The 23,037-nt window shown below is 69.4% G+C and carries 27 protein-coding genes; 8 read left to right on the top strand and 19 right to left on the bottom strand.

The genetic code is table 11. The features are described from left to right. Window positions 1-4: 4 nt before the first annotated feature. The 5 genes from KQ305_RS09030 to psaM form a co-directional block, all read right to left on the bottom strand. On the bottom strand, window positions 5-889 hold the full coding sequence (locus tag KQ305_RS09030; RefSeq protein WP_259725080.1) for a hypothetical protein: 885 nt from the start codon (window positions 887-889) through the stop codon (window positions 5-7). Beyond that, window positions 886-1,383, bottom strand: a complete 498-nt coding sequence (locus KQ305_RS09025; protein ID WP_259725079.1) for a hypothetical protein — start codon at window positions 1,381-1,383, stop codon at window positions 886-888. The genes KQ305_RS09030 and KQ305_RS09025 overlap by 4 nt, the downstream gene beginning before the upstream one ends. A gap of 100 nt (window positions 1,384-1,483) precedes the next feature. Further along, window positions 1,484-2,488 carry a protochlorophyllide reductase gene (locus KQ305_RS09020; RefSeq protein ID WP_259725078.1) on the bottom strand — a complete coding sequence of 335 codons (1,005 nt, stop codon included), beginning with the start codon at window positions 2,486-2,488 and terminating at the stop codon, window positions 1,484-1,486. Window positions 2,489-2,524: 36 nt separating this feature from the next. Next, the gene (locus KQ305_RS09015) at window positions 2,525-3,073 is read right to left on the bottom strand and encodes a hypothetical protein (protein WP_259725077.1); all 549 of its coding nucleotides are present in this window, start codon (window positions 3,071-3,073) and stop codon (window positions 2,525-2,527) included. A gap of 73 nt (window positions 3,074-3,146) precedes the next feature. Further along, on the bottom strand, window positions 3,147-3,251 hold the full coding sequence (gene psaM / locus KQ305_RS09010; protein ID WP_035828799.1) for a photosystem I reaction center subunit XII: 105 nt from the start codon (window positions 3,249-3,251) through the stop codon (window positions 3,147-3,149). A gap of 91 nt (window positions 3,252-3,342) precedes the next feature. Between psaM and KQ305_RS09005 the strand changes: the two genes are divergently transcribed. Beyond that, window positions 3,343-3,828 carry a CRR6 family NdhI maturation factor gene (locus KQ305_RS09005; RefSeq protein WP_259725076.1) on the top strand — a complete coding sequence of 162 codons (486 nt, stop codon included), beginning with the start codon at window positions 3,343-3,345 and terminating at the stop codon, window positions 3,826-3,828. On the opposite strand, the gene KQ305_RS09000 is transcribed toward KQ305_RS09005, so the two are convergent. Beyond that, the gene (locus KQ305_RS09000; protein WP_259725075.1) at window positions 3,789-4,616 is read right to left on the bottom strand and encodes a sulfite exporter TauE/SafE family protein; all 828 of its coding nucleotides are present in this window, start codon (window positions 4,614-4,616) and stop codon (window positions 3,789-3,791) included. The genes KQ305_RS09005 and KQ305_RS09000 overlap by 40 nt on opposite strands. Window positions 4,617-4,705: 89 nt before the next feature. On the opposite strand from KQ305_RS09000, the gene KQ305_RS08995 reads away from it, so the two are divergent. Next, window positions 4,706-5,458 (top strand): lipoyl protein ligase domain-containing protein, encoded by a 753-nt coding sequence (locus KQ305_RS08995; protein WP_259725074.1) that lies wholly within the window; start codon window positions 4,706-4,708, stop codon window positions 5,456-5,458. On the opposite strand, the gene KQ305_RS08990 is transcribed toward KQ305_RS08995, so the two are convergent. After that, the gene (locus tag KQ305_RS08990; RefSeq protein WP_259725073.1) at window positions 5,392-6,696 is read right to left on the bottom strand and encodes a site-2 protease family protein; all 1,305 of its coding nucleotides are present in this window, start codon (window positions 6,694-6,696) and stop codon (window positions 5,392-5,394) included. The genes KQ305_RS08995 and KQ305_RS08990 overlap by 67 nt on opposite strands. A 114-nt stretch (window positions 6,697-6,810) precedes the next feature. Here KQ305_RS08990 and KQ305_RS08985 point away from each other — a divergent pair, with 114 nt between their 5' ends. Both KQ305_RS08985 and KQ305_RS08980 read left to right on the top strand, forming a co-directional pair. Continuing rightward, window positions 6,811-7,428 (top strand): phosphoribosylanthranilate isomerase, encoded by a 618-nt coding sequence (locus KQ305_RS08985; RefSeq protein ID WP_399231120.1) that lies wholly within the window; start codon window positions 6,811-6,813, stop codon window positions 7,426-7,428. A 56-nt stretch (window positions 7,429-7,484) separates the two neighbouring features. Further along, complete coding sequence (locus KQ305_RS08980; RefSeq protein WP_259725072.1) at window positions 7,485-8,015, top strand: hypothetical protein; 531 nt, start codon at window positions 7,485-7,487, stop codon at window positions 8,013-8,015. 15 nt (window positions 8,016-8,030) lie between these two features. Here the strand turns inward: KQ305_RS08980 and folE are convergent, their stop codons facing one another. The 7 genes from folE to KQ305_RS08945 form a co-directional block, all read right to left on the bottom strand. Beyond that, window positions 8,031-8,774, bottom strand: coding sequence for a GTP cyclohydrolase I (gene folE / locus KQ305_RS08975; protein WP_259725071.1), 744 nt, complete (start codon window positions 8,772-8,774; stop codon window positions 8,031-8,033). 8 nt (window positions 8,775-8,782) lie between these two features. Continuing rightward, window positions 8,783-9,493, bottom strand: a complete 711-nt coding sequence (locus tag KQ305_RS08970) for an SDR family oxidoreductase (RefSeq protein WP_259725070.1) — start codon at window positions 9,491-9,493, stop codon at window positions 8,783-8,785. Window positions 9,494-9,518: 25 nt separating this feature from the next. After that, window positions 9,519-10,508, bottom strand: a complete 990-nt coding sequence (locus KQ305_RS08965) for an acetyl-CoA carboxylase carboxyltransferase subunit alpha (RefSeq protein WP_259725069.1) — start codon at window positions 10,506-10,508, stop codon at window positions 9,519-9,521. Between the two features lie 17 nt (window positions 10,509-10,525). Continuing rightward, on the bottom strand, window positions 10,526-11,575 hold the full coding sequence (locus KQ305_RS08960) for a long-chain acyl-[acyl-carrier-protein] reductase (RefSeq protein WP_259725068.1): 1,050 nt from the start codon (window positions 11,573-11,575) through the stop codon (window positions 10,526-10,528). Window positions 11,576-11,657: 82 nt separating this feature from the next. Then, on the bottom strand, window positions 11,658-12,401 hold the full coding sequence (locus KQ305_RS08955) for an aldehyde oxygenase (deformylating) (protein WP_259725067.1): 744 nt from the start codon (window positions 12,399-12,401) through the stop codon (window positions 11,658-11,660). A 35-nt stretch (window positions 12,402-12,436) separates the two neighbouring features. Continuing rightward, window positions 12,437-13,243: a creatininase family protein gene (locus KQ305_RS08950; RefSeq protein ID WP_259725066.1), complete on the bottom strand. Its 807-nt coding sequence runs from the start codon at window positions 13,241-13,243 to the stop codon at window positions 12,437-12,439. 100 nt (window positions 13,244-13,343) lie between these two features. After that, the gene (locus tag KQ305_RS08945) at window positions 13,344-13,556 is read right to left on the bottom strand and encodes a hypothetical protein (RefSeq protein ID WP_259725111.1); all 213 of its coding nucleotides are present in this window, start codon (window positions 13,554-13,556) and stop codon (window positions 13,344-13,346) included. On the opposite strand from KQ305_RS08945, the gene KQ305_RS08940 reads away from it, so the two are divergent. Genes KQ305_RS08940 through KQ305_RS08930 form a run of 3 tightly spaced genes read left to right on the top strand, consistent with a single transcriptional unit; the run spans window position 13,456 to window position 16,293 of the window. After that, the gene (locus KQ305_RS08940; protein WP_259725104.1) at window positions 13,456-14,586 is read left to right on the top strand and encodes a S1 RNA-binding domain-containing protein; all 1,131 of its coding nucleotides are present in this window, start codon (window positions 13,456-13,458) and stop codon (window positions 14,584-14,586) included. The two genes, KQ305_RS08945 and KQ305_RS08940, sit on opposite strands and share 101 nt — an antisense overlap. Continuing rightward, window positions 14,583-15,467, top strand: a complete 885-nt coding sequence (locus KQ305_RS08935; protein ID WP_259725065.1) for a Tab2/Atab2 family RNA-binding protein — start codon at window positions 14,583-14,585, stop codon at window positions 15,465-15,467. Before KQ305_RS08940 ends, KQ305_RS08935 begins: the two co-directional genes overlap by 4 nt. Next, window positions 15,460-16,293 (top strand): polyphenol oxidase family protein, encoded by an 834-nt coding sequence (locus KQ305_RS08930; protein WP_259725064.1) that lies wholly within the window; start codon window positions 15,460-15,462, stop codon window positions 16,291-16,293. Before KQ305_RS08935 ends, KQ305_RS08930 begins: the two co-directional genes overlap by 8 nt. Here KQ305_RS08930 and KQ305_RS08925 read toward each other — a convergent pair. Then, the gene (locus KQ305_RS08925; protein ID WP_259725063.1) at window positions 16,235-17,935 is read right to left on the bottom strand and encodes an NAD(P)/FAD-dependent oxidoreductase; all 1,701 of its coding nucleotides are present in this window, start codon (window positions 17,933-17,935) and stop codon (window positions 16,235-16,237) included. The genes KQ305_RS08930 and KQ305_RS08925 overlap by 59 nt on opposite strands. 94 nt (window positions 17,936-18,029) lie before the next feature. Here KQ305_RS08925 and KQ305_RS08920 point away from each other — a divergent pair, with 94 nt between their 5' ends. Further along, a complete protein-coding gene (locus KQ305_RS08920; protein ID WP_259725062.1) occupies window positions 18,030-18,185 on the top strand; it encodes a hypothetical protein in 156 nt (51 codons plus the stop codon). 17 nt (window positions 18,186-18,202) lie between these two features. On the opposite strand, the gene ppsA is transcribed toward KQ305_RS08920, so the two are convergent. The 4 genes from ppsA to ilvB form a co-directional block, all read right to left on the bottom strand. After that, window positions 18,203-20,653 carry a phosphoenolpyruvate synthase gene (ppsA, locus tag KQ305_RS08915; RefSeq protein WP_259725061.1) on the bottom strand — a complete coding sequence of 817 codons (2,451 nt, stop codon included), beginning with the start codon at window positions 20,651-20,653 and terminating at the stop codon, window positions 18,203-18,205. A gap of 61 nt (window positions 20,654-20,714) precedes the next feature. Beyond that, window positions 20,715-20,918, bottom strand: coding sequence for a GIVxVP protein (locus tag KQ305_RS08910; protein WP_259725060.1), 204 nt, complete (start codon window positions 20,916-20,918; stop codon window positions 20,715-20,717). Next, window positions 20,915-21,271 (bottom strand): hypothetical protein, encoded by a 357-nt coding sequence (locus KQ305_RS08905; RefSeq protein ID WP_259725059.1) that lies wholly within the window; start codon window positions 21,269-21,271, stop codon window positions 20,915-20,917. The genes KQ305_RS08910 and KQ305_RS08905 overlap by 4 nt, the downstream gene beginning before the upstream one ends. Continuing rightward, complete coding sequence (gene ilvB / locus KQ305_RS08900; protein WP_399231145.1) at window positions 21,253-23,025, bottom strand: biosynthetic-type acetolactate synthase large subunit; 1,773 nt, start codon at window positions 23,023-23,025, stop codon at window positions 21,253-21,255. The genes KQ305_RS08905 and ilvB overlap by 19 nt, the downstream gene beginning before the upstream one ends. Between the last annotated feature and the right edge of the window lie 12 nt (window positions 23,026-23,037).

Genomic DNA, 23,037 nt, shown 5'->3' with positions numbered 1-23,037 from the left:
ATCCTCAGATTTCCGCGGCGGCCCGCTCCACCAGTCGGCGGGCCACCGCCTGCACCCCCGTGTGCTTGTAAGTGTCAGTGAAGGCATCGAGGAAGGTGGCCATCTGCTTGAAGCCCCCCTGCCAGGGGCCCAGGGTGCTCTCCAGGGCCTGCACGGCTTTCTGGCCGCTGAGCCCCAGCTGGCTGCTGAAGCCTCCAGCCCAGCCCAGCCATTGGTCCACGCCCCGGCGCAGGAAGGTCAGGTGGGCCTCGTCGCCGCGCCCCGGCAGCATCGAGGCCAGGCCGGCATAGGCAGGGAGCTGGCGCAGCTCCCGCTTGCCAACCCCCCCCAGCAGACCATCCAGGCGCTGCAAGGCCTGGTCGCCCAGGGGCAACAGGGCATCGAAACAGATCAACGCGGCCATCCGGACCCTGGCCTCACCGGCGTACTCGCCCAAGGAGGCGGCGAAATCTCCGAAGCTGTCGCCCGGCAGGCCATTCACCTGGGTGAAGGCCAGCATTTCGGCGGCCACTTTCAGACTCAGATCCGCCGCCTGCAGGGTTTCGCTGGTGGGGGTGAGGTCGGCGACGCGTTTGACCAACGGCAGGGCGCCGCCGACGTTGGCCAGCAGACGCAGCCCACCGGCAGCCTTCTGCGACCGGTTGACGGCGTCGTACAGGCTCAGGGCACGGCCATAGCCTTCGTGGCGGGCCTGGCTCAAGGCGTCGGCCCGGGTTCGCACCTGGCGGATCAGCTCTGGATCGCTGCTGCCCAGCACGTCGCTGATCAGCTCCTCGGCACGGGTGATGTTGTGCCAGCCACCGGGGACAAGGGTGCTGATGCCCTTGATGGCGAGCACCGTCAGATTGCGGCGGGGCAGGCGGTCGAGGCGCTCGAGAACAGAGCTCATGTGACGGGCTCCAGGGCCGCCAGGCCCCTGATGTTGAATCGGCCGATCAGGGCCTGACGCTGCTCGGCGTTCAGCCCCTCACCCTGGCCGATCACCTTGACCTGGAAGCGGTCGGCCACCAGCAGGGCCGTGGCCTGCTGGCCCTGCTCCACCAGCGGCCAGCCCTGCAGCCGGCTATCGCTGATCTCGAACTTGCGGCGTGCCTCCGGTGCGGTGGTGACATCGGAGATGGCGAGCAGGGCTTTCACCTGATCGCCGTGCTTGAGCCTGGCCTCACTGAAGCCACGCTTTTCCTGGGTGAACACCAGTTGGTCCCCGGCGTCCGGCTCGGGAAACAGGCGGTTGAACGCCGTGCCATTCACCACCTGACTGGTGGGAACATCCGCCACCGTGCCGCCAGGTAACCAGGTGCGGAAGGGCAGAAGCAGGAACGCACCGATCGTCAGGCTGACGACCAGCAGCAGCCCTACTCCCCAGCGCAGCGTGCGGGCCATCGACTCCGGAGGTGGTACTGAGTGTCGTCCTAGCGGCTTCAGCCTTGACTGCGTCTGAATTGGCAGATTCCGACGCATTGCCGCCGGGCTGGCGATCGCCTCAGGCAAGTCCGACCAGTTGCAGGGAAAGGTCCCACATCCGCTGGGCAGTGAGCGGGTTGCTCGCCTTTTCCGAGAGCTCCTGACTGAACTGCTTGCCCCCCTTCGTCTGGCGGTTCCCCCAGCTCCAGTGCACGCCGGAGCTGGCGAAGTCCGGATCCGCCGTCACCTGGGCCACACGCTCTCCCGCCAGGGCCTGGCTCACGTAGCCGCCGGTGATGTTCTTCTGGAACCAGGGGAAGATCGTCTGAAAGGCCCGCGGGGTATGCCGGAACAGGGGGGTATCGGCCACGCAGCCTGGATAGAGGGAGGTGAACACGATGCCGGTGGCGTCATGCAGGCGCCGATGCAGTTCCTGGGTCGTGATCATGTTGCAGAGCTTGCTGTCCTTGTAGGCCTTGCCGGGCTTGAAGCTCTTGCCGTTTGCCATGGCGATCGGGGCCTTGAATCCGGCGGCGAAGCCGGAGAGATCGCCCAGGTCGGCGGGGGCGGGGATGGGGATCTTGCCCCCCAGCTCCTTGGAGTTGGCGGTGACGGTGCCCAGGATCACCAGCCGGCGGGAGGGGTGGCTGGAGCGCTTGAGGTCGTCCAGCAGCAGGTGGATCAGCAGGAAATGGCCGAAGTGATTCGTGGCCATCGAGATTTCGTAGCCCTGGGGAGAGCGTTCCGGATGCTTCAGCCGCGGCAGGTAGACCGCCGCATTGCAGACCAGGGCATCCAGGGGGCGACCGGTGGCATGGAAGGCATCGACGAGGGCGCGCACCCCATCGAGGTCCGCCAGATCCACTTTCAGGTGCGTGACCGCGGCATCGGCAATGGCCAGGGCGGCCTGGGCCCGGCGGGCCTTGTCCGTGTCCCTGCAGGCCATCACCACGTGCCAGCCCCGATCCACCAGGGCCTTGGTGGCGAACAGACCGACACCGGAGGAGGCGCCGGTGATCAGGGCGGTTCCGGGAACGCTGCTGCGGGAGGGAGTCAGGGCGGTGTCACCGGAAGGGGTCACCATGGCGTGGATGGTCCGGGTGCGAGAGGGGGCCCCAACCTACGGACGGGCGCCTTGGTTTCCGGAACCGGACGCGGGGGATTCAACAGTTGGAAACGGACGGTTCGACTGCCAGATCACCCGTAGGCGATTCGGGGCGATCCACTGGCTTTGTTCCCGGATCAGGCGCTGCTCTCCTTCCACCATGAACAGGGTGTCGAAACGCTCCCTGGCCTTGATCAACTTGGCGTTCTCGATCTCCAGAACGGCCGAGATCTCCCCCTGGCTCTCCATGCGCTGCTGATAAGCGCCGGCAAGTTGGAACAGGCTCACACCCGTGAGGCCGATGAGCCCCAGCTTCACGGCCAGGCCGATGAGGCTGCAGACCAGCTCCTGTCGCTCGGCGGAGAGGGAAAGCAACTGACTCTCCAGGCCGCAACCCCCGGCTTCGGCCAGGGAACGGGGGGCCTCGATCGAGAGCCCGGCTCCATCCGGACGGCCCTTGGGGCTGGGGGCCGCATGGAGGGCCGAGGAACGCCGCGGACGGCCCGTGGAGCTGCGTGCAGCGGAAGGCTGGCGCCGTGAAGGCTGGGGCTGGGTCTGGCGCACCTGAGGGAAGGCTGCGAGCCCCCCGCTTGTAGCAGCCTCCTCGCCCCTTGCCAAGGGAGCAGCCCCGGCTGCTTCAGGCTTTGTAGAGGCTGAAGCAGAGACGCACGGCCAGCACGCCGGCATGGGCTGCCACGACGAGGGCGATCAGCACTTCGGCCTGGTTGATCGGGGTGACCATGTCCTTGTCGGTGGATGGAGTTTGACCGACCCATTCTTCGGCCATCGCGAGCTACGGTCCAGCCTGCGGCCCTGCCCTGTCACAGCTCTTGATGGCGCTTTCACCCTGCCCCGAGCCCCTGAAGGTGTCCGCCAACCAGGTGGGCGGGCTCGATCTCTCCCCCCTGGGGGGCCTGGCGTCGCTGGCACCGGCCGCGCTGCTCACCGCCGCCAGCGGACTGCAGATCGACTTCGACTGGCCCCGGGACGCAGAAGACCCACGCGAACTCTCGGAGATCGCCGAGCTGCGGTTGTGGAGTCTGCGGGCCGATGCGCTGCATCCCTGGCTGCCCCTGGTGCTGGAGCGCAGCGGGGGGCAGCTCACCCGCCATGTGGCGATGCTGCTCCCCCATGGCTTCAGCCCTACCGAGGGGATTCGCTTCGGCCCTGAGAGCCTGGAGCTCTGGATCACCCAACGCCTGTTTCTCCTCGACCACTGGGCCGCTGCGGGAGGGATCGAGTGCCGCGCCAATCTGGGCCAGATGGCCGCCGTCCTCGGCTACGAGCTAGACCCCGGTTTCTGGAGCGTGATCCCCTGAGCCTCGAACCACAGGCCCACGGCGCGGCGGCCGCTGTCCAGCGCCAGCACCAGGGTGATGGCCCGCAGCATCCAGACCAGCCGTTGCTCCGGGACCCGCTCGAGTCGGCTGGCGGACCACTGGGCCGCCAGGGCCGCGGTGCCCCCCAGCACCAGTCCGATCAGCGGATTCGCCCTGCCGTCGGCCAGAAAGGCCACCGAGGCGCTGCTGGAGGAAGCCAGCACCGCCAGCGTGCTGTACCGAATCGCCCCATGGACCGGCATCCCCAGTCCCCCCACCATCACCGGCACCATCACCAGGCCGCCGCCCACCCCCAGCAGGCCGGCCGCCACCCCTGCCAGGGCCCCCACCAGGGCGAGGGGGAGGGGTTGGGGCTCCTGCTCCGGGGCCGCCAGGGCCAGCTGGCTGCGGGGCTTGACCATGACGGTGAGCAGGACGTACAGCCCCGCCTGCAGGCTCATCAGCTGCCAGCCAGCGAGGCCCCCACCCAGGTGGCTGAACAGGCCTCCGCTGATGGCGGCACCGGCCGCGATCGCCACCGTCCCCGACCAGGTGAGCCTGCCGCTGCGGACGTGGGCGATGCTGCCACCGAGCGTGGTGGGCACGATCGCCAGGGTGCTGGTGGCCAGGGCCTGGTGGGGGGTGAGGCCCAGCAGCAGCAGCACGGGGGAGAAGATCAGCCCACCGCCGATGCCCAGCAGCCCCGAGAGCAGGCCGGCCACCAGTCCAAGGGGCAGCAGGGGCAGCAGACTCCAGATCAGGGTCGTTGCCTTCGGCTGGGCGGGCAAACGTCATGACAGCGCAGGCCGTTCCATCCGTCCAGCCGGCAGCACCGGTTTGCTGGATACAGCCGTGCGGCCTTGATGGGGCCTGGCAGATGGCCATCGATGCCTGGCTGCTGGATGGCCAGGGGGCGGTGGATTCCGCCGCCGCAGCGGTTCCCGCGCCGGCCTTTCGTCTCTACCGCTGGTTGCGGCCGACGCTGTCCCTGGGCTGGCACCAACGGCACCTGGAGCCCCACTGGTGGGATCTGGCCCGGCAGGGGCGCCTTGATCTGGTGCGCCGGCCCAGTGGCGGCCGGGCCGTGCTCCACGGCGGTGATCTCACCTACGCCCTGGTGTGGCCCCGGCCGCAGGGAACCCGCGCCCAGGTCTATGGCCAGGCCCTCGCCTGGCTCATTGAGGCGTTTGCGGCCATGGGCCAGCCGCTTCTGGGTGGCAGCCAGGCGGCCAGCCTGCAGCGCAGCAGCTGCTTTGCCACCAGCACCGCCGCCGATTTGGTGCATGCCAACGGCGCCAAGCGGGTGGGCAGTGCCCAGTTGTGGCGCGCCGGCCATCTGCTGCAGCACGGCTCGATTCAGCTGGATCCCTGTCCTGTCCTCTGGAGGGAGGTGTTCGGCGACAATCCCCCTGACCTCGATCCCCTGCCGCTGGCCGCAGAGAACCTGGAGCAGCATCTCTATCGCTCGGCGGGGCGCTGGCTGCCCCCGCTGGAGGGAAACGTCGGTGAGCGAATGCCCCTCAGCCCCGCGGCCCTGGCCACGATCGCCCCGCACCTGGAGCGTTATCGGGTGACCTTGTCGGTGAGCGGGGACACCTCCCCTGAGCTGACCATGCCGCGGGCCACCTGACCCAGGGCCATACCCAGCGGGTAGCCGTTCTCACGCCGGGCGGCGGAGAGCAGATTGGCGGGCAGCCGCAGGCCAAGTTTCTTCAGCACCGCCTCTCCCAGCTCAGGTCGCTCCACGGTGCCGTAGGGCAATCCGGCGGGACTCAGCACCAGGAGCCGTTGGTGATTGCCGTCCTCGAGCTGGAGGGCCGCCTGCCACAGCGGGGCGGATTCCGGGATGGCGGGCAGGCTCGAGAGGGGCTGGAGGTGGTCCCCCACCCGCTCCCTGTCCCAGCACTGCACCGGCAGGGCCTGGAGAGGGGCGTCATCAATGACACCCTGCCAGCGGCCCCTGTCGCAGACAAGCAGCCAGTCGGCTGGGCCGTTGGTGTCCTTGTCGGCGGGGGGGGTGCCTTCGCCGGCCTCCGCGATCGGCGGAGCGGTGCCTAGGCGGATCCGGCTGAGCTCCCGCAGGCTGGTGTCGGCCTCCAGCACCCGGAAGCGGCGCTGGGCCACGTCCTTGACCTTGAGATCCTTGAGGGCCTGCTGGACGACCAGCATCTGCTTCTGGTTGCGGGCGGCCCCCAGGCCGAACCAACCGAGCAGGATCAGCCAGGCCCCGCCGATGCCGCCACCCCGCAGCAGCAGCACCGTCCCCAGCCCCACGGCGAACAGGGACAGGAACCGGCCGCAGGCATTGGCCACCTCCACGCCCCGCCGCTGGCTGCCGGAGAACTCCCAGACCAGGGCCTTGACGATCAGCCCCCCATCCAGGGGCAGTCCGGGCAGCAGGTTGAACAGCCCCAGGATCAGGTTGAGGGCGCCAAGCCGTTCCACCACCTGCCCCAGCACGGGGGTGAAGTGGCTGGCGGCGTGGGTGGAGGCCAGCAGGCCGATGCCCAGCACCAGGCTCACTGCCGGACCGGCCGCCGCCACCATCAGGGCGCCGCGGGCGGTGGAGCATTCCCGCTCCACGCTTGCCACACCCCCCAGCAGGAAGAGGGTGATGGATTTCACCTTCACGCCTTGCCGCAGGGCCACCAGGGAATGGCCCAGCTCGTGCAGCAGCACGGAGACGAACAGGGCCAGGGAGGTGACCAGGGCCACGGCCCAGAGCGCCGCCGGGGTGAGCTGGCCGCGGAGGCTGAGGGCGTATTGCTGCTGGAACCCCAGGGTGGCCAGGAGCAGGATCACGAACCAGCTCGGGTGGATGCGCAGGGGAATGCCGCGGATCGTCAGCAGTTGCCAGCCTTCACCCACGGGCACCGTCCGGGCAGAGATCCGGCGAGTGCCGGGTTGTCGCGCCCATCCTAGAAAGGCAGCCCGGCCGACCCGCTTCTGGTTTCCTCACCGCTGCTGAAGATCTGTGGGCTCATGAAGCCGGCCCAGGCGACCGCCATCGCTGCGTTGGGGGTCGATGCGATCGGCGTCATCGCCGTGCCCAGCTCGCCGCGCTTCGTGCCGCCGGCGCAGCGGCCCGACCTGTTCGCGGCCATGGCTGCCGGCGGCGGCTGTTTCGGTGTTCTGGTGGTGGCCGATCCCTGCGATGACCAGCTGGAGGAGCTGGCCGTGGGCCGGGGCCACGCGGTGCTCCAGTTGCATGGGGACGAAAGCGTGGAGCGCTGCCGTGAGCTGGCCCAGCGGCTGGATGTGCGCCTCTGGAAGGCCCTGCGGGTGCGTTCCCCCGAGGATCTGGAGACGGCGGCCCGCTATGCCGAGGTGGTGGAGGCCCTGCTGCTCGATGCCTGGCAGCCCGGCCAGCTGGGGGGCACCGGGCACCGGATCCCCATCGACTGGCTGGAGGGATTCCAGTCAGACGTTCCCTGGTGGCTGGCCGGCGGCGTCGGCCCCGAAACGGTGTCCGAACTGCTGGCCAGGCTCCACCCCGATGGTCTCGATGCCTCCAGTTCTCTGGAGGATCGCCCCGGCGTCAAGAACCTGGCCCGGGTCGCGGCCCTGCTGGCAGCGGTGCGTGGGTCCCCCACCGGTTGATTGGCGTTTGGCGCTGCCGGGTGCAGGATCGGAGCAGTCCGACCCCTGAGCCTCTTTTGTCCTTCCTTCGTCGCGCCCTCGCTGCCCCCGCCGCCCTCCCCCTGGGCCTGCTGCTCGTGATCGGGCCAGGGGCCGGCCTCAAGGCCCAGGACCTGGTGGGCTGCCAGCTGGTGCAGGGGACGCTGCAGTGTGTGCCGGGGATCACGGCCGACCCCCAGCGGCAGATCCAGCTGCTGCGTCAGGAGATCGCCGGCGATCAGCAGATCGAAGGGGCGGTGGAGCAGCGGATCACCGGACTCAACCAGCTGCTGCTGCAGGGGGAGGCCCGCCAGGGGGCGCTGCTGCAGGCCACGGCCACGGCGGATCTTCTGGCTGCCCTGCCACCCAGTGCCTTCCACTGGTACCGCCTGGCCCCCGGCCGTCGCAACTGGCAGCTCATCCAGGGGGCCAGCGGCCCCACCTATGCCCTGACGCCGGCAGATGTGGCCTACCAGGTGATGGTGGTGGTGGCGGTGCCCACCTCCAACGGCAGCCAGCGCAGCGTTTCCCAGGTGGTGGGGCCGGTCTTGGCCCGACCCGGGTCGTGAGGGGCAACCGCCGGCTCAGTTGCCGAGCATCGACTCCTGCTGACGCACGAGTTCGAAGAACTCCTGCTTGAGGCTGGGGTCGTGGCGGAAATCACCGCGCACGACGGAGTTGACCATGCTGGTCTGGGGCTCCTTCACGCCGCGCCACTTCATGCAGTAGTGCTGGGCTTTCACAAGGATCGCCAGGCCGAGGGGCTCACACAGTCGTTCGATCTCATCGGCGAGGATGATCACGGCCTCTTCCTGGATGTGGGGCCGTGAGAAGACCCAGTCGGCCACCCGGGAAAACTTCGACAGCCCAATCACCCGTTCGCCAGGCTTGATCCCGATCCAGCAGTTGCCCAGGATCGGCACTAAATGGTGGGAACAGGCGGAGCGGATGGAGATCGGACCGACGGTGTAGATCTCATCGAGGTGCTTCACATTCGGGAAGCTGGCAATCTTGGGCTGCTCGTGGTAGCGGCCTTTGAACACCTCGTGGAGATACATTTTGGCCACCCGTTCGGCCGTTTCCTCGGTGTTGTGGTCGTTCTCGATATCGATCACCAGGCTGCGCAGCAACTCGCGCACCTTGCCGGCCACTTCAATCTCCAACTGGTCGAGCTCACCGTCGCGCAAGTGCTCTGAAATGTTGTCGTTGGCCAGGAATGGCACCCCTTCCTTCTGCAGTCGCTCGCGAATTCGCAGACTGACGGGAATGGGGGTCGTGACCGAAGCGGCCTGACGGGCGCTGAGGCCGTTGGGGAGGGTGGATGTCATGAGGGGGGTTAGAAGGCTCCGGCGGCAGGCATCAGGGTGAGGTCCTCAACCGTCTGGCAATGGGGTTGCCGCGCTAGGTAGAGCAGGGAATCAGCCACCTGCTCCGCTGAAAGCATGGCACGTCGGTCGAAGGAACTGTGGACGGTTTCACTGTCCCAGAGAGGTGTATTCACCGCCCCGAGGGTGAGGGTGCTCACCATGATGCCGGCGGAGCGTTCCTCCGCCTCGAGGCAGCGGCTGAAGGAGGCCAGGGCGGCCTTGCTGACGCAGTAGGCCCCCCATTCGGGGAAGGCATTCCGGGCGGCATGGCTGCTGACGTTGATGATCCGACCGCCCCCGGCCTGGCGCAGGCCGGGCAGCGCCGCCATGCAGACCTGGAAGACACTGGTGAGGTTGAGCTGCAGGAGCCACTGCCAGCGCTCGATGGGCATGGCCGCCAGGGGACCGGTCCAGGCGGCACCGGCGTTGTTGATCACCACCGAAGGCGCCAGCCCCCGGCCGAGCAGCTCTGCCATGGCCGCGGGGATGGCCTCCGAGTGGGCCAGGTCGAGAGCAAGGGTTTCAACGCGGCGACCCATCCCCCGCAGGTCCTCGGCCAGCCCCTCAAGGTCGTCACGGCCTCGGGCCACCAGCAGCAGGTCGTAGCCCTCGTCGGCAAAGCGGCGGGCGGCGGCGGCGCCGATGCCGCGGGAGGCACCGGTGATCAGGGCGGCGGGCAACGGGCAGCCAGGCAACGCTTCAACCCTACGGCGCGTAAGCGGGATCCGTCGCCGCCCCCTCGAGAACCTGGCCCATGCGCCGGTACTTGGCGTAGCGGGCCTCCAGCAGGGCGGATTCGCTGCAGATCTGCAGCTCGGCGAGCTGGCCCAGCAGGGCCGTACGGAGAGTCTCGGCGGCCTGCATCGGCGCCCAGTGGTTTCCCCCCGAGGGTTCCTTCAGCAGGGCATCCACCAGCCCCAGCTGCAGCAGGTCGGCAGCGGTGATGCGCAGGGCCTCGGCGGCGGCGGGCGCCTTGGCCGCATCGCGCCAGAGGATCGAAGCGCAGGCTTCGGGGCTGGCCACGGTGTAGACGCTGTGCTCGAACATCAGCAGCCGATCGGCCACCCCGATGCCGAGGGCGCCGCCGGAGCCCCCCTCACCGATCACCACGGCGATGATGGGCACCCGCAGGCGGAACATCTCACGCAGGTTGACGGCGATCGCCTCGCCCTGGCCCTCCTCCTCGGCCTTGACCCCGGCGTAGGCCCCGGGGGTGTCGATGAAGCTCAGGATCGGCAGACGGAAGCGGTCGGCGTGGTCCATCAGCCGCATCGCCTTGCGGTAGCCACCGGGTGAGGCCATGCCGAAGTTGCGCGCCACGTTCTCCTTCATGTCCCTGCCCTTCTGGTGGCCGAGCAGCACCACGGCCTGGTCACCGATCCGGCCGACTCCGCCCACCAGGGCGCGGTCGTCGTTGCCGCGGCGGTCGCCGTGCAGCTCGATCCACTCGTCGGTGATGACCTGGATGTAATCGAGGGTGCTGGGCCGCTGGGGGTGGCGGGCCACCTGGATCTTCTGGGCCGGGCTGAGGGAGCTGAAGATCTCCTCGCGGCGCCGGGTGGCGAGGGTTTCCAGCTGAAGCAGCTGCTGGCTCACATCGACTTCGGAATCGCGGGCCAGCTGGCGGATCTGCTCGATCTGCTCCTCCAGCTCCACCAGTGGTTTCTCGAAGTCCAGCAGGACGCGGCGGGCCATGGTCGAGGAGGGGGGGATCAGGTGGAGGAGAGGCTGGGGACTGGGGCTGGAATGTCCAGGCTCAGGGCCTGGAACCCGTGGCGAATGGAGGCGCCGCCGATCAGATCCATCTTCTCGAGGGTGATGTTGTTGCGGCCCCAGCTGAAGTTGGTGTGCAGACCTTCGAACTCCAGAAGCATCGCTTCGGCGAAGCAGGCGAACATCTGGCGCTGGGGGTTGGCCATCTCCGCCGCTTCCATCATCTGCCAGCCGATGTCGGAGCCGAATTCGACGATGCCGCCCTTGAGCACATGGATGCCATCGCCAGCGGCCCTTGTGTCCAGGTTCTTGGGATAGCCACCATCAATCATCAGGCAGGGACGGCGCAGGCGGCTGGGATCGAGGCTGCTGGCCTGGGCCAGGCTGGCGACCCACACCACCACGTCCGCCTCCGCCAAGGCGTCGTCCACCGAAAGGATGCGGCCACCGCCCAGCTCCTGCTGCAGATCGGCCAGCGGCTGGGGACGGCGGGCCACCAGCAGCAGCTCCTGAACGCCGGTGCGCTGGGAGAGCCAACGGCAGACGGCACTGCCGATGTCACCGGTGGCTCCCACCACGGCCACCTTCGCCCGCCGCAGGTCGATGCCCAGCCGTGGGGCGTTCTCTTCCACCTGGCGGCAGATCACCCAGGCGGTGTGGGTGTTGCCGGTGGTGAACCGCTGCCAGTCCAGGGTGGTGGCACGCACCTGCTGCTCCCTGAGCAGCTTGAAATCCTCGAAAATGATCGAGGTGAAGCCCCCCAGGGCGGTGATGTCGATGCCGTTCTTCTGGGCCAGCTCCATGGCATTCAGCACCTTGCGCTTCGCCGTCTTGAAGCGGCTCAGCATCTCGGGTACAAACACCGAATCGATGTAGGCCCCTTCAATGCGCTTGCCCGTGGGGCTGGTGACGCTGATCCTCTCCACCAGCTGGGGGGGAGCACTGCACCACATGTCCAGATCCCCATCGGCGTACTCCTCAAAACCGAGGCTTCGCGCCAGGTTGCGCGCCGACTCGAAGCTGGTGGAATGACCGATGAGGCCGAACATGCAGGGACAGGAAAGCGGCGGCGGACATGGGGCCGGATGTCGCCGACGCTACATCCTCTCCCGGTGAGCTTGAGCCGTTGGCTCAGCCCACCAAGGCCGCGGCAGCCATGCGGGCGATCTCCCGAGGGGTGAAGCCGATGTCCGTGAGGGCGTCCTGGTAGGCAATCAGGAAATCCTCGATCAGGTCTTCCTTCTCCATGTGCAGGACGGCGGCATCGGCGGCCACCCGATCAAGCATGCGACGCACATGGGGCAGGTTGTCGCGGTTGGCCTGCTCCAGCTCGGCGCGGGACTCCTCAAGGTGGGCCTTGAGCCACTCCTGGCCGTAGTTGAGGTGGGTGTACTCATCCTTGACGACCCCCTCGGTGATCTTGCGGGCGAAAGGATCAGCCACAGGGATATAGATGTGATACGCCGAGATGGCGAAAGCTTCGATCAGAAGCGCCTGGATCAGCAGGCAGGTGACCACCTTGCCGTCCTTGAGGGCCGCCTGGAAGTTGTTGCGCAGGGGGGAGAAGAACTCCTGGGCGAAGGGCATGTCGGCGGTGACGCCCAGGTTGTTGGCACAGGCTGTGAACCCCTTCATGTGCTTCAGCTCCATGCGGGCCAGGCGGGCCAGCTCCTCGGCCTGGTCGGGTAGCAACGTCCCCAGGGACATGTAGTTGTCATGGGCTTCCTGCTCGCCCTCGATCACGATCGCGTTGATGCGGCTGTAGGCGTCCTTGTAGGTGGCGGTGGTGAAGTCGGGAAGTTCGCTCCCCTCGAAAGGGCCTGATGAGGGATCCAGCGCGGAATCAACGGACGTGGTGGTTTCGAGGGTGGGCATGGGAACCACAGGCTCAGGCAATCAGGCGACTCTAGTCATGGTCTGCCGGAAGTCGGTGGCCACTCGCTGCGCACGAGGGCGTCGAGGCGCCGCTCCCAGCTGCCCACCAGGCGCAGAAAGAGTTTGCGGCCGAGGTCGTCGCTGGCACCGCTGGGATCACCGATGACGCCACTGGCGCTCAGTTCCTGCGTGAGCCAGGCACAGGGGCAGGCCCCCTCCAGGCTCCAGCCGGTGGGGGGTGGAGGACTGGGGGCAAGCCCGTCCGCGGCGGGCAGGGCGCCGACGGTGGCCGGCTCCAGAAACAGCATCAGGCTGGTCTCGGCCAGGCCGGCATGCAGTCCGGAGCTGCGTTCGGGTTCGGGAATCAGTTCCGCCAGGCCATCGGCGCCTCGCCAGAGGAAGCAGGGCAGGACCGCCAGGCCGGGTTCCAGCACCCGCAGCTCCCGTGCCGCCGCCTCCAGCAGACCGATCTGGCCGCCATGGGCGTTGAACAGCACCAACCGCTGGAAGCCCGCCGCCGCAATCCCCTGGCCCACGGAGCGCACCAGCGCGATCACCAGATCGGCCGGCAGGCTGAGGGTCCCAGGGAAACCCAGGTGCTCCGGCGAGAAGCCGATGCTCTGCAGCGGCAGCCGCCAGATCGGCAGGTCGGGGTCGAGCCGCTCGAGCACCGTCTCGGCCACCCGCTCGGCGAACAGGGCATCGGTGCCCAGGGGCAGCAGGGGGCCGTGCTGCTCGATGGCACCGAACGGCCAGACCACCGTGCTTCCCGGACGGGCCGCCTGTTCACGCACCGTCGTCCAGCTGAGATTGGCGAGACGTCGCTCGGTGCTGGGGGACATCGTTGGCGGGAGGACTGGCCTCAGCGGGCAGTTCGTACAGTGTGGAGCCCCGTGCTTCGCTGAGGACCTCCATGGCAGGAACCGGCAACCCCGCGCCGCGTCAGCCCCGGAACCCCGCCCAGCGCCCCATGCCGCCGGCGAGGCCTTCCGGGTCGGCCCCTGTGCCGCTGCGCAAGCCCCCCCAGGTGTTGATGATCAAGAAGGAGGAGGAGGTGGCGGCCGAAGCGCCCCCCACCCCAGCGGCATCGAGCCCGGCAGCAGCCCCGGTGCGGCCGCCGTCGTTCCCCCCGGCGGATGGGACCCGCTTCGACATGGACGGCCTCGAAGGCCTCACCATGGCCGATCTGCTCGGCCCGGCAACCGATCGACGTGGCGGTTCGACCTCCCGCGGATCTGCCGCCGCCGCCGCTGAGGCTGCCCCTGGTGCGGCCTCCCGCCAGGCCCGCACCGTGGATGACTTCGATTTCGATGAGGAGGCCTTCCTCGCCGCCCTCGATGAGAACGCTCCGGTCGGCACCACCGGTGAGGTGGTCAAGGGGGTGGTGATCGGCATGGAAAGCGACGGTGTCTATGTGGACATCGGCGGCAAGGCCCCCGGCTTCATGCCCAAGAGTGAGTGCGGCCTCGGGGTGATCACGAACCTCAAGGAGCGCTTCCCCAAGGGCTTGCCGATCGAGGTGCTCGTCACCCGCGAGCAGAACGCCGATGGCATGGTGACCATCAGCGCCCGAGCCCTCGCCCTGCGCCACAGCTGGGAGAAGGTGCGCCAGCTGGAGAAGGAGGGCAAGGTGGTGCAGGTCAAGGTGAGCGGTTTCAACCGCGGCGGCGTCACCTGCGATCTGGAGGGGCTGCGCGGGTTCATCCCCCGCTCCCAGCTCAACGAAGGCGAGAACCACGAAGCCCTCGTCGGCCAGACCCTGGGGGTCGCCTTCCTGGAGGTCAATGCCGAGACCCGCAAGCTGGTGCTCTCCGAAAAGCGGGCCGCCAGCGCCGCCCGCTTCGCCACCCTGGAGGTGGGCCAGCTGGTGGAAGGGCATGTGGCCTCCATCAAGCCCTACGGCTACTTCATCGACCTGGGCGGCGTCAGCGGCCTGCTGCACCACTCCTGCATCACCGGCGGCGTCCTGCGCGACCTGCGGGAGGCCTTCCAGCAGGGGGAACACATCAAGGCCCTGGTCACGGCCATCGACCCGGCCCGGGGTCGCATCGCCCTGAACACCGCCTTGCTCGAAGGTCCCGCAGGGGAACTGCTGATCGCCAAAGAGACCGTGATGGCCGAGGCCGAGGACCGGGCCCACCGGGCCCGCTCGCTGCTGCGCCAGCAGGAACAGGACGCAGGATGAGCAGAGCGTTGCAGACGCCTGGCCCTGACTGGGAACTCGACTACTACTCCAGGCCGATCCTGGAGGCCGATGGCAAGAAGCGCTGGGAGCTGCTGATCTGCACCACGGCGGGGCTGCAGCCGGCCCCGGTCCCCTTTCGCTGGTCCATGGCGTGCCCGGCCGCCAGCGTCAATTCCCAGTGGTTGCGAGGGGCGATCGAAGCGGCCATCAAGGACGCCGCGGAGCAGGGCTTCGGTCCGCCGCGGCGGCTGCGCTGCTGGCGCGGCTCGATGCGCGCCATGGTGCAGCGGGCCGCCGAAGGGCTGGGCCTGGAGCTGGTGCCGAGCCGGCGCTGCTACGGCCTGGTGGAGTGGCTAAGGGAGCGACAGGCCACCGTCTACCCCCAGGAGCCGGGCTACATGGCCGGTCCCCTGGCCCCCCCCCCGCAACCGATCCCGCCGGTGGCCCTGCCCCTGCCGGAGGCGGCCCGCGGCGACAGCTGGAGCTGGGCCACCCTCAGTGCCGCGACCCTGGCCGAAGCCGGCGGCTGGGAGATCGCCTTCCCCGGCCTGGTGGCCCTGCCTGACGGCGTGGATCCCGCCACCCCCGTTCCCGGGATCCGGCTGTTCAGCCGCCGGCGGGCCCTGGCCATCGCCGGCTGGCTGTCCGGCCTGGAGCCGACGCGGCTGGAGGTCTGCGCCGGTCAGCTGGTGCTGGAGGCCGGGCTGGAGGACCGCTGGATCCTGGCTCGTCTGCCGGAGGAGGAAGCCCGGCTGGCGAGTGGGGCGCTGGCGGAAGCCCGGGAGCAGGCCGGCGGTCTGCAGTTCATCGCCATCCAGGCGAGCGAGGAGGCGCCGACCCTCGAAGGGTTCTGGCTGCTGCGGGACCTGCCGGATGGCTGAGGCGCTCGAGCCCCCCTTCGAGCGGCCCGATGCGGGCTTCAATGACCTGCCCGGCTGGACCTGGGTGGGCACCTACGGCGGCTATTACCTCCAGTGCGACCTGCTGGCCGGTTTCGAGCATGGCTTCTTCACCCGCCAGTGGCAGGGCCGTGAGCCGGAGGAGCTGGCCGGTGAGATCAGTGCGGGTGTGAGCGTGCATCGCACCCGCCAGGTGCATGGCGGCACGGTGCTGGCCGCCGCCGCCACCGAGCGGGCCCCCTGGCCGGAGGCCGATGGACTGCGCAGCGATGGCGGGGGGCAGAGCCTCTGGGTGTGCGGCGCCGACTGCACTCCTGTGCTGATCGTTGACCCCGCCGGCGGCCGGGTGGCGGCCTGCCACGCCGGCTGGCGTGGGGTCGCGGCCCGGATCGTGCCGGCGGCGATCGAGGCGCTGGTGGCGGACGGGGCGTGCCGGGAGCAGCTGCGGGTGGCGCTCGGGCCGGCCGTGGACGGCCTCCGCTACCAGGTGGAGCGCTCCGTGACCTTGCAGGTGGCGGCCGCCATGGAGGCCGACGCCAGTGGCCCGGTGCCCGATAGCGCCCTGGCGGATCTGGAACGCTGCGGTGCCCTGCTGCTGGATCCGGCCCCCGGCCGGGATCGGCTGGACATCCGCCGGGCCACGGCGCTGCAGCTGGAGCGAGACGGTGTGGCGCAGGAGCAGATTGCCCTTTGCCCGCTTTGCACAGTGGCGGAACCGCTGCTGTTCCATTCCTGGCGCCGTGATGGGGTCAGGGCCGTGCAGTGGAGTGGGGTGGTCTCCCAGGGAGCGGCGGCGGACAAAGCCTGAGGGCCACGGCCTCCGCGACCTTGATGCCGTCGATGGCTGCTGAGAGGATGCCGCCCGCATGGCCTCCCCCTTCCCCCGCCGGGAACAGCCCCGGGGTGTTGAGGCTTTCGAGGCGCGTTGGGTGACGCTGCAACCGCAGCGGCGAGGAGGTGCGCGTCTCCACCCCGGTGAGCAGGGCGCCCTCCATCGCGTAGCCAGGGATGCGGCGGGCGAAGACCGGCAGGGCCTCCCGGATCGCCTCGAGCACATAGTCCGGCAGGCAGCCATCGAGGCTGCCGAAGCGGAGTCCGGGTTGGTACGACCCCTCCACCGCTCCCGGGGGCGCCTCCTGGCTGGGGCGACGCTCCAGGAAATCCCCCAGCCACTGGGCCGGTGCCCGGTAGTCGCTGCCGCCGGCGCGGAAGGCCTGCTGTTCCCAGTGGCGCTGGAAGGCCATCCCGGCCAGGGCCTCCCCCCCCGGCTCCCCGTAGGGCGCCAGATCCTCCTGGCTCACGGGAACCACCAGGCCACTGTTGGCATTGCGTTCCCGGCGGGAGTGCTGGCTCATCCCGTTGGTGACAACACAGCCTTCCTCCGAGGTGGCGCCCACCACCAGTCCGCCGGGACACATGCAGAAGCTGTAGACGCTGCGGCCGGCTGTGGCGTCCGCTTTGCAGTGGTGCACCAGCTTGTATTCGGCGGGCCCGAGGCGCGGATGGCCGGCGGCCTCCCCCCAGCGGGCCTGGTCGACCAGGGCCTGGGGATGCTCGATCCGCACGCCGACCGCAAACGGTTTCGGCTCCATGGCCACCTCCAGCTCGTGCAGCATCTGGAAGGTGTCGCGGGCGCTGTGGCCCGGCGCCAGCACCAGATGCCGGGTGGCGATGGCCGTGCCATCGGCCAGGCGCACACCGGCCAGCTGCCGGTCGGCCCCGTCCTCCAGGAGCAGCTCGACCACGTGCTGGCCGAAGCGGACCTCGCCGCCCAGGGCCTCGATCCGGGCCCGCAGCCCCCGCACCACCGTGGCCAGCTTGAAGGTGCCGATGTGGGGGTGGTGCAGCGTGAGGATGTCGGGGTCGGCCCCTGCGGCCACCAGCTCTTCGAGCACCTTGCGGATGTAGGCGGGCTCTTCACTCACCTGGCTGTAGAGCTTGCCGTCGGAGAAGGTGCCCGCACCCCCCTCGCCGAACTGGGCGTTGGAGCCGGGATCGAAGCGGCGCCGTCCCTGCCAGAAGCCGAAGGTGTCCGCCGTGCGCTCCTTCACGACCTTGCCCCGCTCCAGCAGCAGGGGCCGCCAACCCATCTGGGCCAGCAGCAGGGCGGCGAAGTAGCCACAAGGGCCGGCGCCCACCACCACAGGCCGCAGCGCCTCGCTCGCCCCATCGGCCCGGGTCACGGGCCGGTAGCGGCTGTCCGGGGTGGGACGCAGGTGGGGGTCGCCGGCGAAGCGGCGCAGCAGGCGGCGCCTGGCGCCGCCCTCGAGCTCGAGGTCGAGGCAATACACCAGGGCGATGGCCCCGCGCCGCCGGGCATCGACGCTGCGCTTCACCAGATGGTGGCGGCGCAGTTCACCGGGCGCCAGCCGCAGCCGCTGGGTGATGGCCGCCTCCAGATCGGCGGCGCTGTGATCGAGCGGCAGTTTCAGCTCGCTGAGGCGCAGCACGGCCGGAGCAGGCAGGGGGCTGGTGGCGTTCTAGGGCACGGCGCCGCGGAAGGTGCCATGGTGGAGGCTGATCGCGGTTGGGGCCGACGTTCTGATGGGTCTGGCTCACTGTCCCCTCTGCATGGGTCTGGCGGCGCTCTGCGTGGTGCGCTGCAGCGCCCACGCCCTGCTGCTCTGGCGCCTCTGGCCCGGTTCCACTGGCCAGTCCTGGACGCGCCCCGTGGCGCCGCTCAGCGAAGTCCCCTGCTGAGGGGGAGAGCTCCCCCCTCAGGCCTGCCGTTCCATCGCGGCCTGGTCCAGTTCGGCCTCCATGGCGGCGATGGCGATGCGGGTGGGCACCACCGCATCGGGGTTAAGGCTGATCGAGTCGATCCCTTCCTCCACCAGGAATCGGGCGAAATCGGGGTAGTCGCTGGGGGCCTGGCCGCAGATGCCGATCTTGCGGCCGCAGCGCCGCGCCGTGCGGATCGCCAGGCGGATCATCTCCTTGACCGTGGCATGCCGCTCGTCGAACAGGTCCGCCACCAGGGCGGAGTCCCGGTCGAGCCCCAGGGTCAACTGGGTGAGGTCGTTGGAGCCGATCGAGAAGCCATCGAAACGCTCGGCGAAGGCTTCAGCACCGATGACGTTGCTGGGCAGCTCGCACATCACGTACACCTCCAGACCGTCCTTGCCCCGCACCAGTCCTTCGCCGGCCATCACGGCCAGCACCCGGTCCCCCTCTTCGGGGGTCCGGCAGAAGGGGATCATCGGGATCACGTTGCGCAGGCCCATCGACTCCCGCACCCGGCGCAGGGCCTGGCATTCCAGCGCGAAGGCGGCGCGGAAGGCCGGCGCGTAGTAGCGGGACGCCCCCCGCCAGCCGATCATCGGGTTCTCCTCGGACGGCTCGAAGGCCGATCCGCCCAGCAGACGCGCGTACTCGTTGCTCTTGAAGTCGGAGAACCGCAGGATCACCGGCCGGGGATGGAAGGCGGCGGCGATTCGGGCCATCCCCTGGCTCAGCAGGTCCACGTAGTACTCGGCCGGGGTGTCGTACCCCGCGACCAGCTCGGCGATGGCGGCCCGATCGGCCGCCTCCGTCACCCGATCCGGCTGCAGCAACGCCATCGGGTGCACCCGGATGTGGTTGGCGATGATGAACTCCAACCGGGCCAGCCCCACCCCGTCGCAGGGGATTGAGGCCAGGTTGAAGGCCTCTTCGGGGTTGCCCACGTTCATCAGGATCCGGGTGCGGGTGGCGGGCAGATCGCCGATGGCCTGCTCCTCCACCCGGAAGGGCAGGGCCCCCCGATACACGTGGCCCACATCCCCCTCGCAGCAGCTGAGGGTGATGGTGTCGCCATCCACGATGCGGCCGGTGCCGTCGCCCGTGCCGACGATCGCCGTCAGGCCCATCTCCCGGGCGATGATCGCCGCGTGGCAGGTGCGACCCCCCTGGTCGGTGACCACACCGCTGGCTTTCCTCAGGATCGGTTCCCAGTCGGGGTCGGTGCGACGGGTGACCAGCAGGTCGCCGCTGCTGAACCGGGCGATCTCGCTGGGATCGCTGATCACCCTGGCCCGGCCGCTGCTCACCGAGGCACCGATGGCCCGACCACTGGTGATCTCCTCAGCCTGGTGCGGCTCCAGGTGCCAGCTGCGCAGCACTGCCCCGCCCCGTCGGGATTCCACCGTTTCGGGCCGAGCCTGGAGGATGAACAGGGCGCCGCTGAGGCCGTCCTTGGCCCATTCGATGTCCATCGGCGTGGGCACCCCCCGGCGCTCGCCGTAGTGGCGCTCGATCACGCAGGCCCAGCGCGCCAGGGTGAGCGCCTCGCCATCGCTGAGGGCGAAGCGATGGCTGTCCTCCGGGGACACCGCCTCGTTGCGCACCGCCTGGCCATCACCGCCGGAGGGGTCGGCATAGACCATGCGCAGCGACTTGCTGCCCAGCCGCCGGCTGAGGATCGGAGCGAAACCCTGCTCCAGAGTGGGCTTGAAGATCAGCCATTCATCCGGGTTCACGGCGCCCTGCACCACGTTTTCCCCCAGGCCGTAGGCGGCGGTCAGCAGCACGGCGTCACGGAAACCGGTTTCGGTGTCAATGCTGAACATCACCCCGGAGCTGGCCAGGTCGGAGCGCACCATGCGCTGCACCCCGATCGAGAGGGCCACCTCCAGGTGATCGAAGCCGTGCTGCTGCCGGTAGGCGATGGCCCGATCGGTGAACAGGGAGGCGTAGCAACGCCGGCAGGCCGCCAGCAGGGCCGCTTCGCCCTCGACGTGCAGGTAGGTCTCCTGCTGCCCGGCAAAGCTGGCCTCCGGCAGGTCCTCGGCCGTGGCGCTGGAGCGCACCGCCACGGCGGCAGGGACGCCGCTGGCCGCCATCTCGTCGGCCAGCTCCCGGTAGGCCGCCACGATCGCCTCCGCCAGGGGCGTCGGCAGGTCCGCCCCACCCAGCAGCTGGCGGGCCCCCTGGCCCGCCGCCTGCAGGGCCGCCAGGTCATTGGTGTCGAGCCCGTTGAGCAGGGCGGCAAGGGCGGGCCTGAGCCCGTTGGCCGCAATGAACTGGCGGTAGGCGGCGGCCGTGGTGGCGAAGCCCCCCGGCACCTGAACGCCCGCAGGCCCCAACTGCTGGATCATCTCGCCGAGGGAGGCGTTCTTCCCGCCCACTTCGGCGATGGATTCCAGGCCCACCTGTGCCAGGGGCACCACGAGCTGATCGGAGTTGCGCATCCCCTTCGCCCTGACTGCCCCAACTATGGGTCCGGTGGGGGCCGCCACCCACTCCCCGGCCTCAGGGGTCGGAGGGGGGCGGGCCCGGTTCGGGCAGCAGCTGGGCCAGCAGACCCGCTCCCATCAGGATCCCCCCCAGGGTGAGGGCCAGGCCACGGTTGGCGGCGGCCGGTCCCTCCATCCAGGTGCCGGCGGCCAGAAAGGCGCCACCCAGCATCAGGGTGGGCACCAGCACGATGCCCTTGGCGGTGCGGTTGAGGCTCATGGGCAGGCCTCCGGCCGGGCCAGGCCGGCCTCGATCAGGCCGGTGGCGATGTCAGCGCCGCTGGAGAGCAGGCTCACCTGGGCCAGAAGGGTGCCGTCCCGCTGGCCCATGGGGCGCAGATTCACCTTCGTGCGACGAGGCAGGGCCTGGCGCAGCCAGGCGGTCGCCTCCTGTTCCTCGTCTGTCACCAGCTCCATGCAGGCCAGCTCCACGGCGTAGCTGCGATTTCCATCGCCCACCTGCAGCAACCTGCCGCTGCGCACCTGGAACACTTCCGCCGCCGCCGCCGCGCCGGGCCAGGCGATCAGCAGGGCCAGCAGGACCCCGAGCAGGCTCAGAGCTTGGCGCCGCAACTGGGACAGAAGAGGTGGGCGCTGGCTGTGGTGCTGCCGCAGGCGTTGCATTGGCGAATGGTATCGATGGCGAGTTCGGGATGGCTGGGCAAGCCCACCATCTGGGCGTTGCTGGCTCCCGGGGGCACCATCGGGTAGCAGTTCTCGTTGCGCCGGACGCGCACATCCACGAACACCGGACCGGGATGGGCAAGGGCTTCGGCGAGGCCAGAGCGCAGCTTGGCCCGATCGGTGATGCCGATGCCCTTGACCCCGAAGGCCTCCGCCAGGGCGGGGAAGTCCGGCATGCCGCCAGTCATCTCGGAACTGGAATAGCGCTCTTCATAGAAGCTTTCCTGCCACTGGCGCACCATGCCCTGCCAGCCGTTGTTGATCACCACCACCTTCACCGGCAGCTGGTATTGGCTGAGGGTGCCCAGTTCCTGGATGTTCATCAGAATGCTGGCGTCCCCGGCCACGCAGATCACCCGCTCGTCGGGGAAGGCGGTCTGGACGCCCATGGCGGCCGGCATGCCGAAGCCCATGGTGCCCAGGCCGGCGCTGCTGATCCAGCGGCGGGGTCCATTGCGCAGGAACTGGGCCGCCCACATCTGGTGCTGGCCCACATCGGTGGTGAAGAACGCCTCGGGGGCCAGTTCCCGCAGGGCGATGACCACTTCCTGGGGGGCGATCTCCCCGGTGGGCTGGGGGATCACCAGGGGGTAATGGTGTTTCCAGGTGTCGATGCGCTCCAGCCAGGCATCGGTGCGGCGGTTGGAGCTTTCGCCGACGGAGGCCTGCAGCAGGGCCTCGAGGGCCAGGCGGACATCGGAGACGACCGGCACCTCGGGCACCCGGTTCTTGCCCACTTCGGCCGCATCGATGTCGATGTGGATCACCTGGGCCCGGGGGGCGAAGCTGTCCAGCCGGCCGGTGACGCGGTCATCGAAGCGGGCTCCGACGGCGATCAGCAGATCGCATTCGGTGACGGCGAAATTGGCGTAGGCGGTGCCGTGCATGCCCAGCATGCCCACCGCCAGGGGATGGTTCTCGTCGAAGGCCCCCTTGCCCATCAAGGTGGTGGTGACGGGCAGGCGGAAGCGCTCCGCCAGCTGATGCACTTCGCCATGGGCGTCGGAGGCGATGGCGCCGCCCCCCACATACAGGAGGGGCCGCCGGGCCTGGCGGATCAGGGCCAGGGCCGCCTCGATGGCTTCAGGCCTGGGGGCCGGCGGACGCTTGAAGCCGGAGGGGATCGCCGATCCCGGGGCCACCGGCGTGTAGTCGAACTCCTCGGCACCCACATCCTTGGGCACGTCGATCAGCACCGGACCGGGGCGGCCGCTGGCGGCGATCAGGAAGGCCTCCGCCACGATGCGGCCGATGTCGGCAGGGTCGCGCACCACCCAGGAGTGTTTGACGATCGGCAGGGTGATGCCGAAGATGTCAGTTTCCTGGAAGGCATCGGTGCCGATGGCGGCCCGCGGCACCTGCCCGGTGATCACCACCATCGGCACCGAGTCCATCTGGGCGGTGGCGATGCCGGTGACCAGGTTGGTGGCGCCGGGGCCGGAGGTGCCGAAGCAGACCCCCACCTTGCCGGTGGCGCGGGCGTAGGCATCGGCGGCGTGGGTGCCGCCCTGCTCATGGCGCACCAGGATGTGCTTCAGCCAGCCCCGGGACTCGGCCTTGTGGAGCTCGTCATAGATGGGCAGGATCGCGCCGCCCGGATAGCCGAAGATGTGCTTGACCCCGTGGCGGTGCAGGGCATCCATCAGGGCATAGCC

It is taken from the genome of Synechococcus sp. CS-1332 (assembly GCF_025127995.1).
Taxonomy (GTDB): Bacteria; Cyanobacteriota; Cyanobacteriia; order PCC-6307; family Cyanobiaceae; genus Cyanobium.
This window is presented reverse-complemented; position numbering and strand designations above follow the sequence as displayed.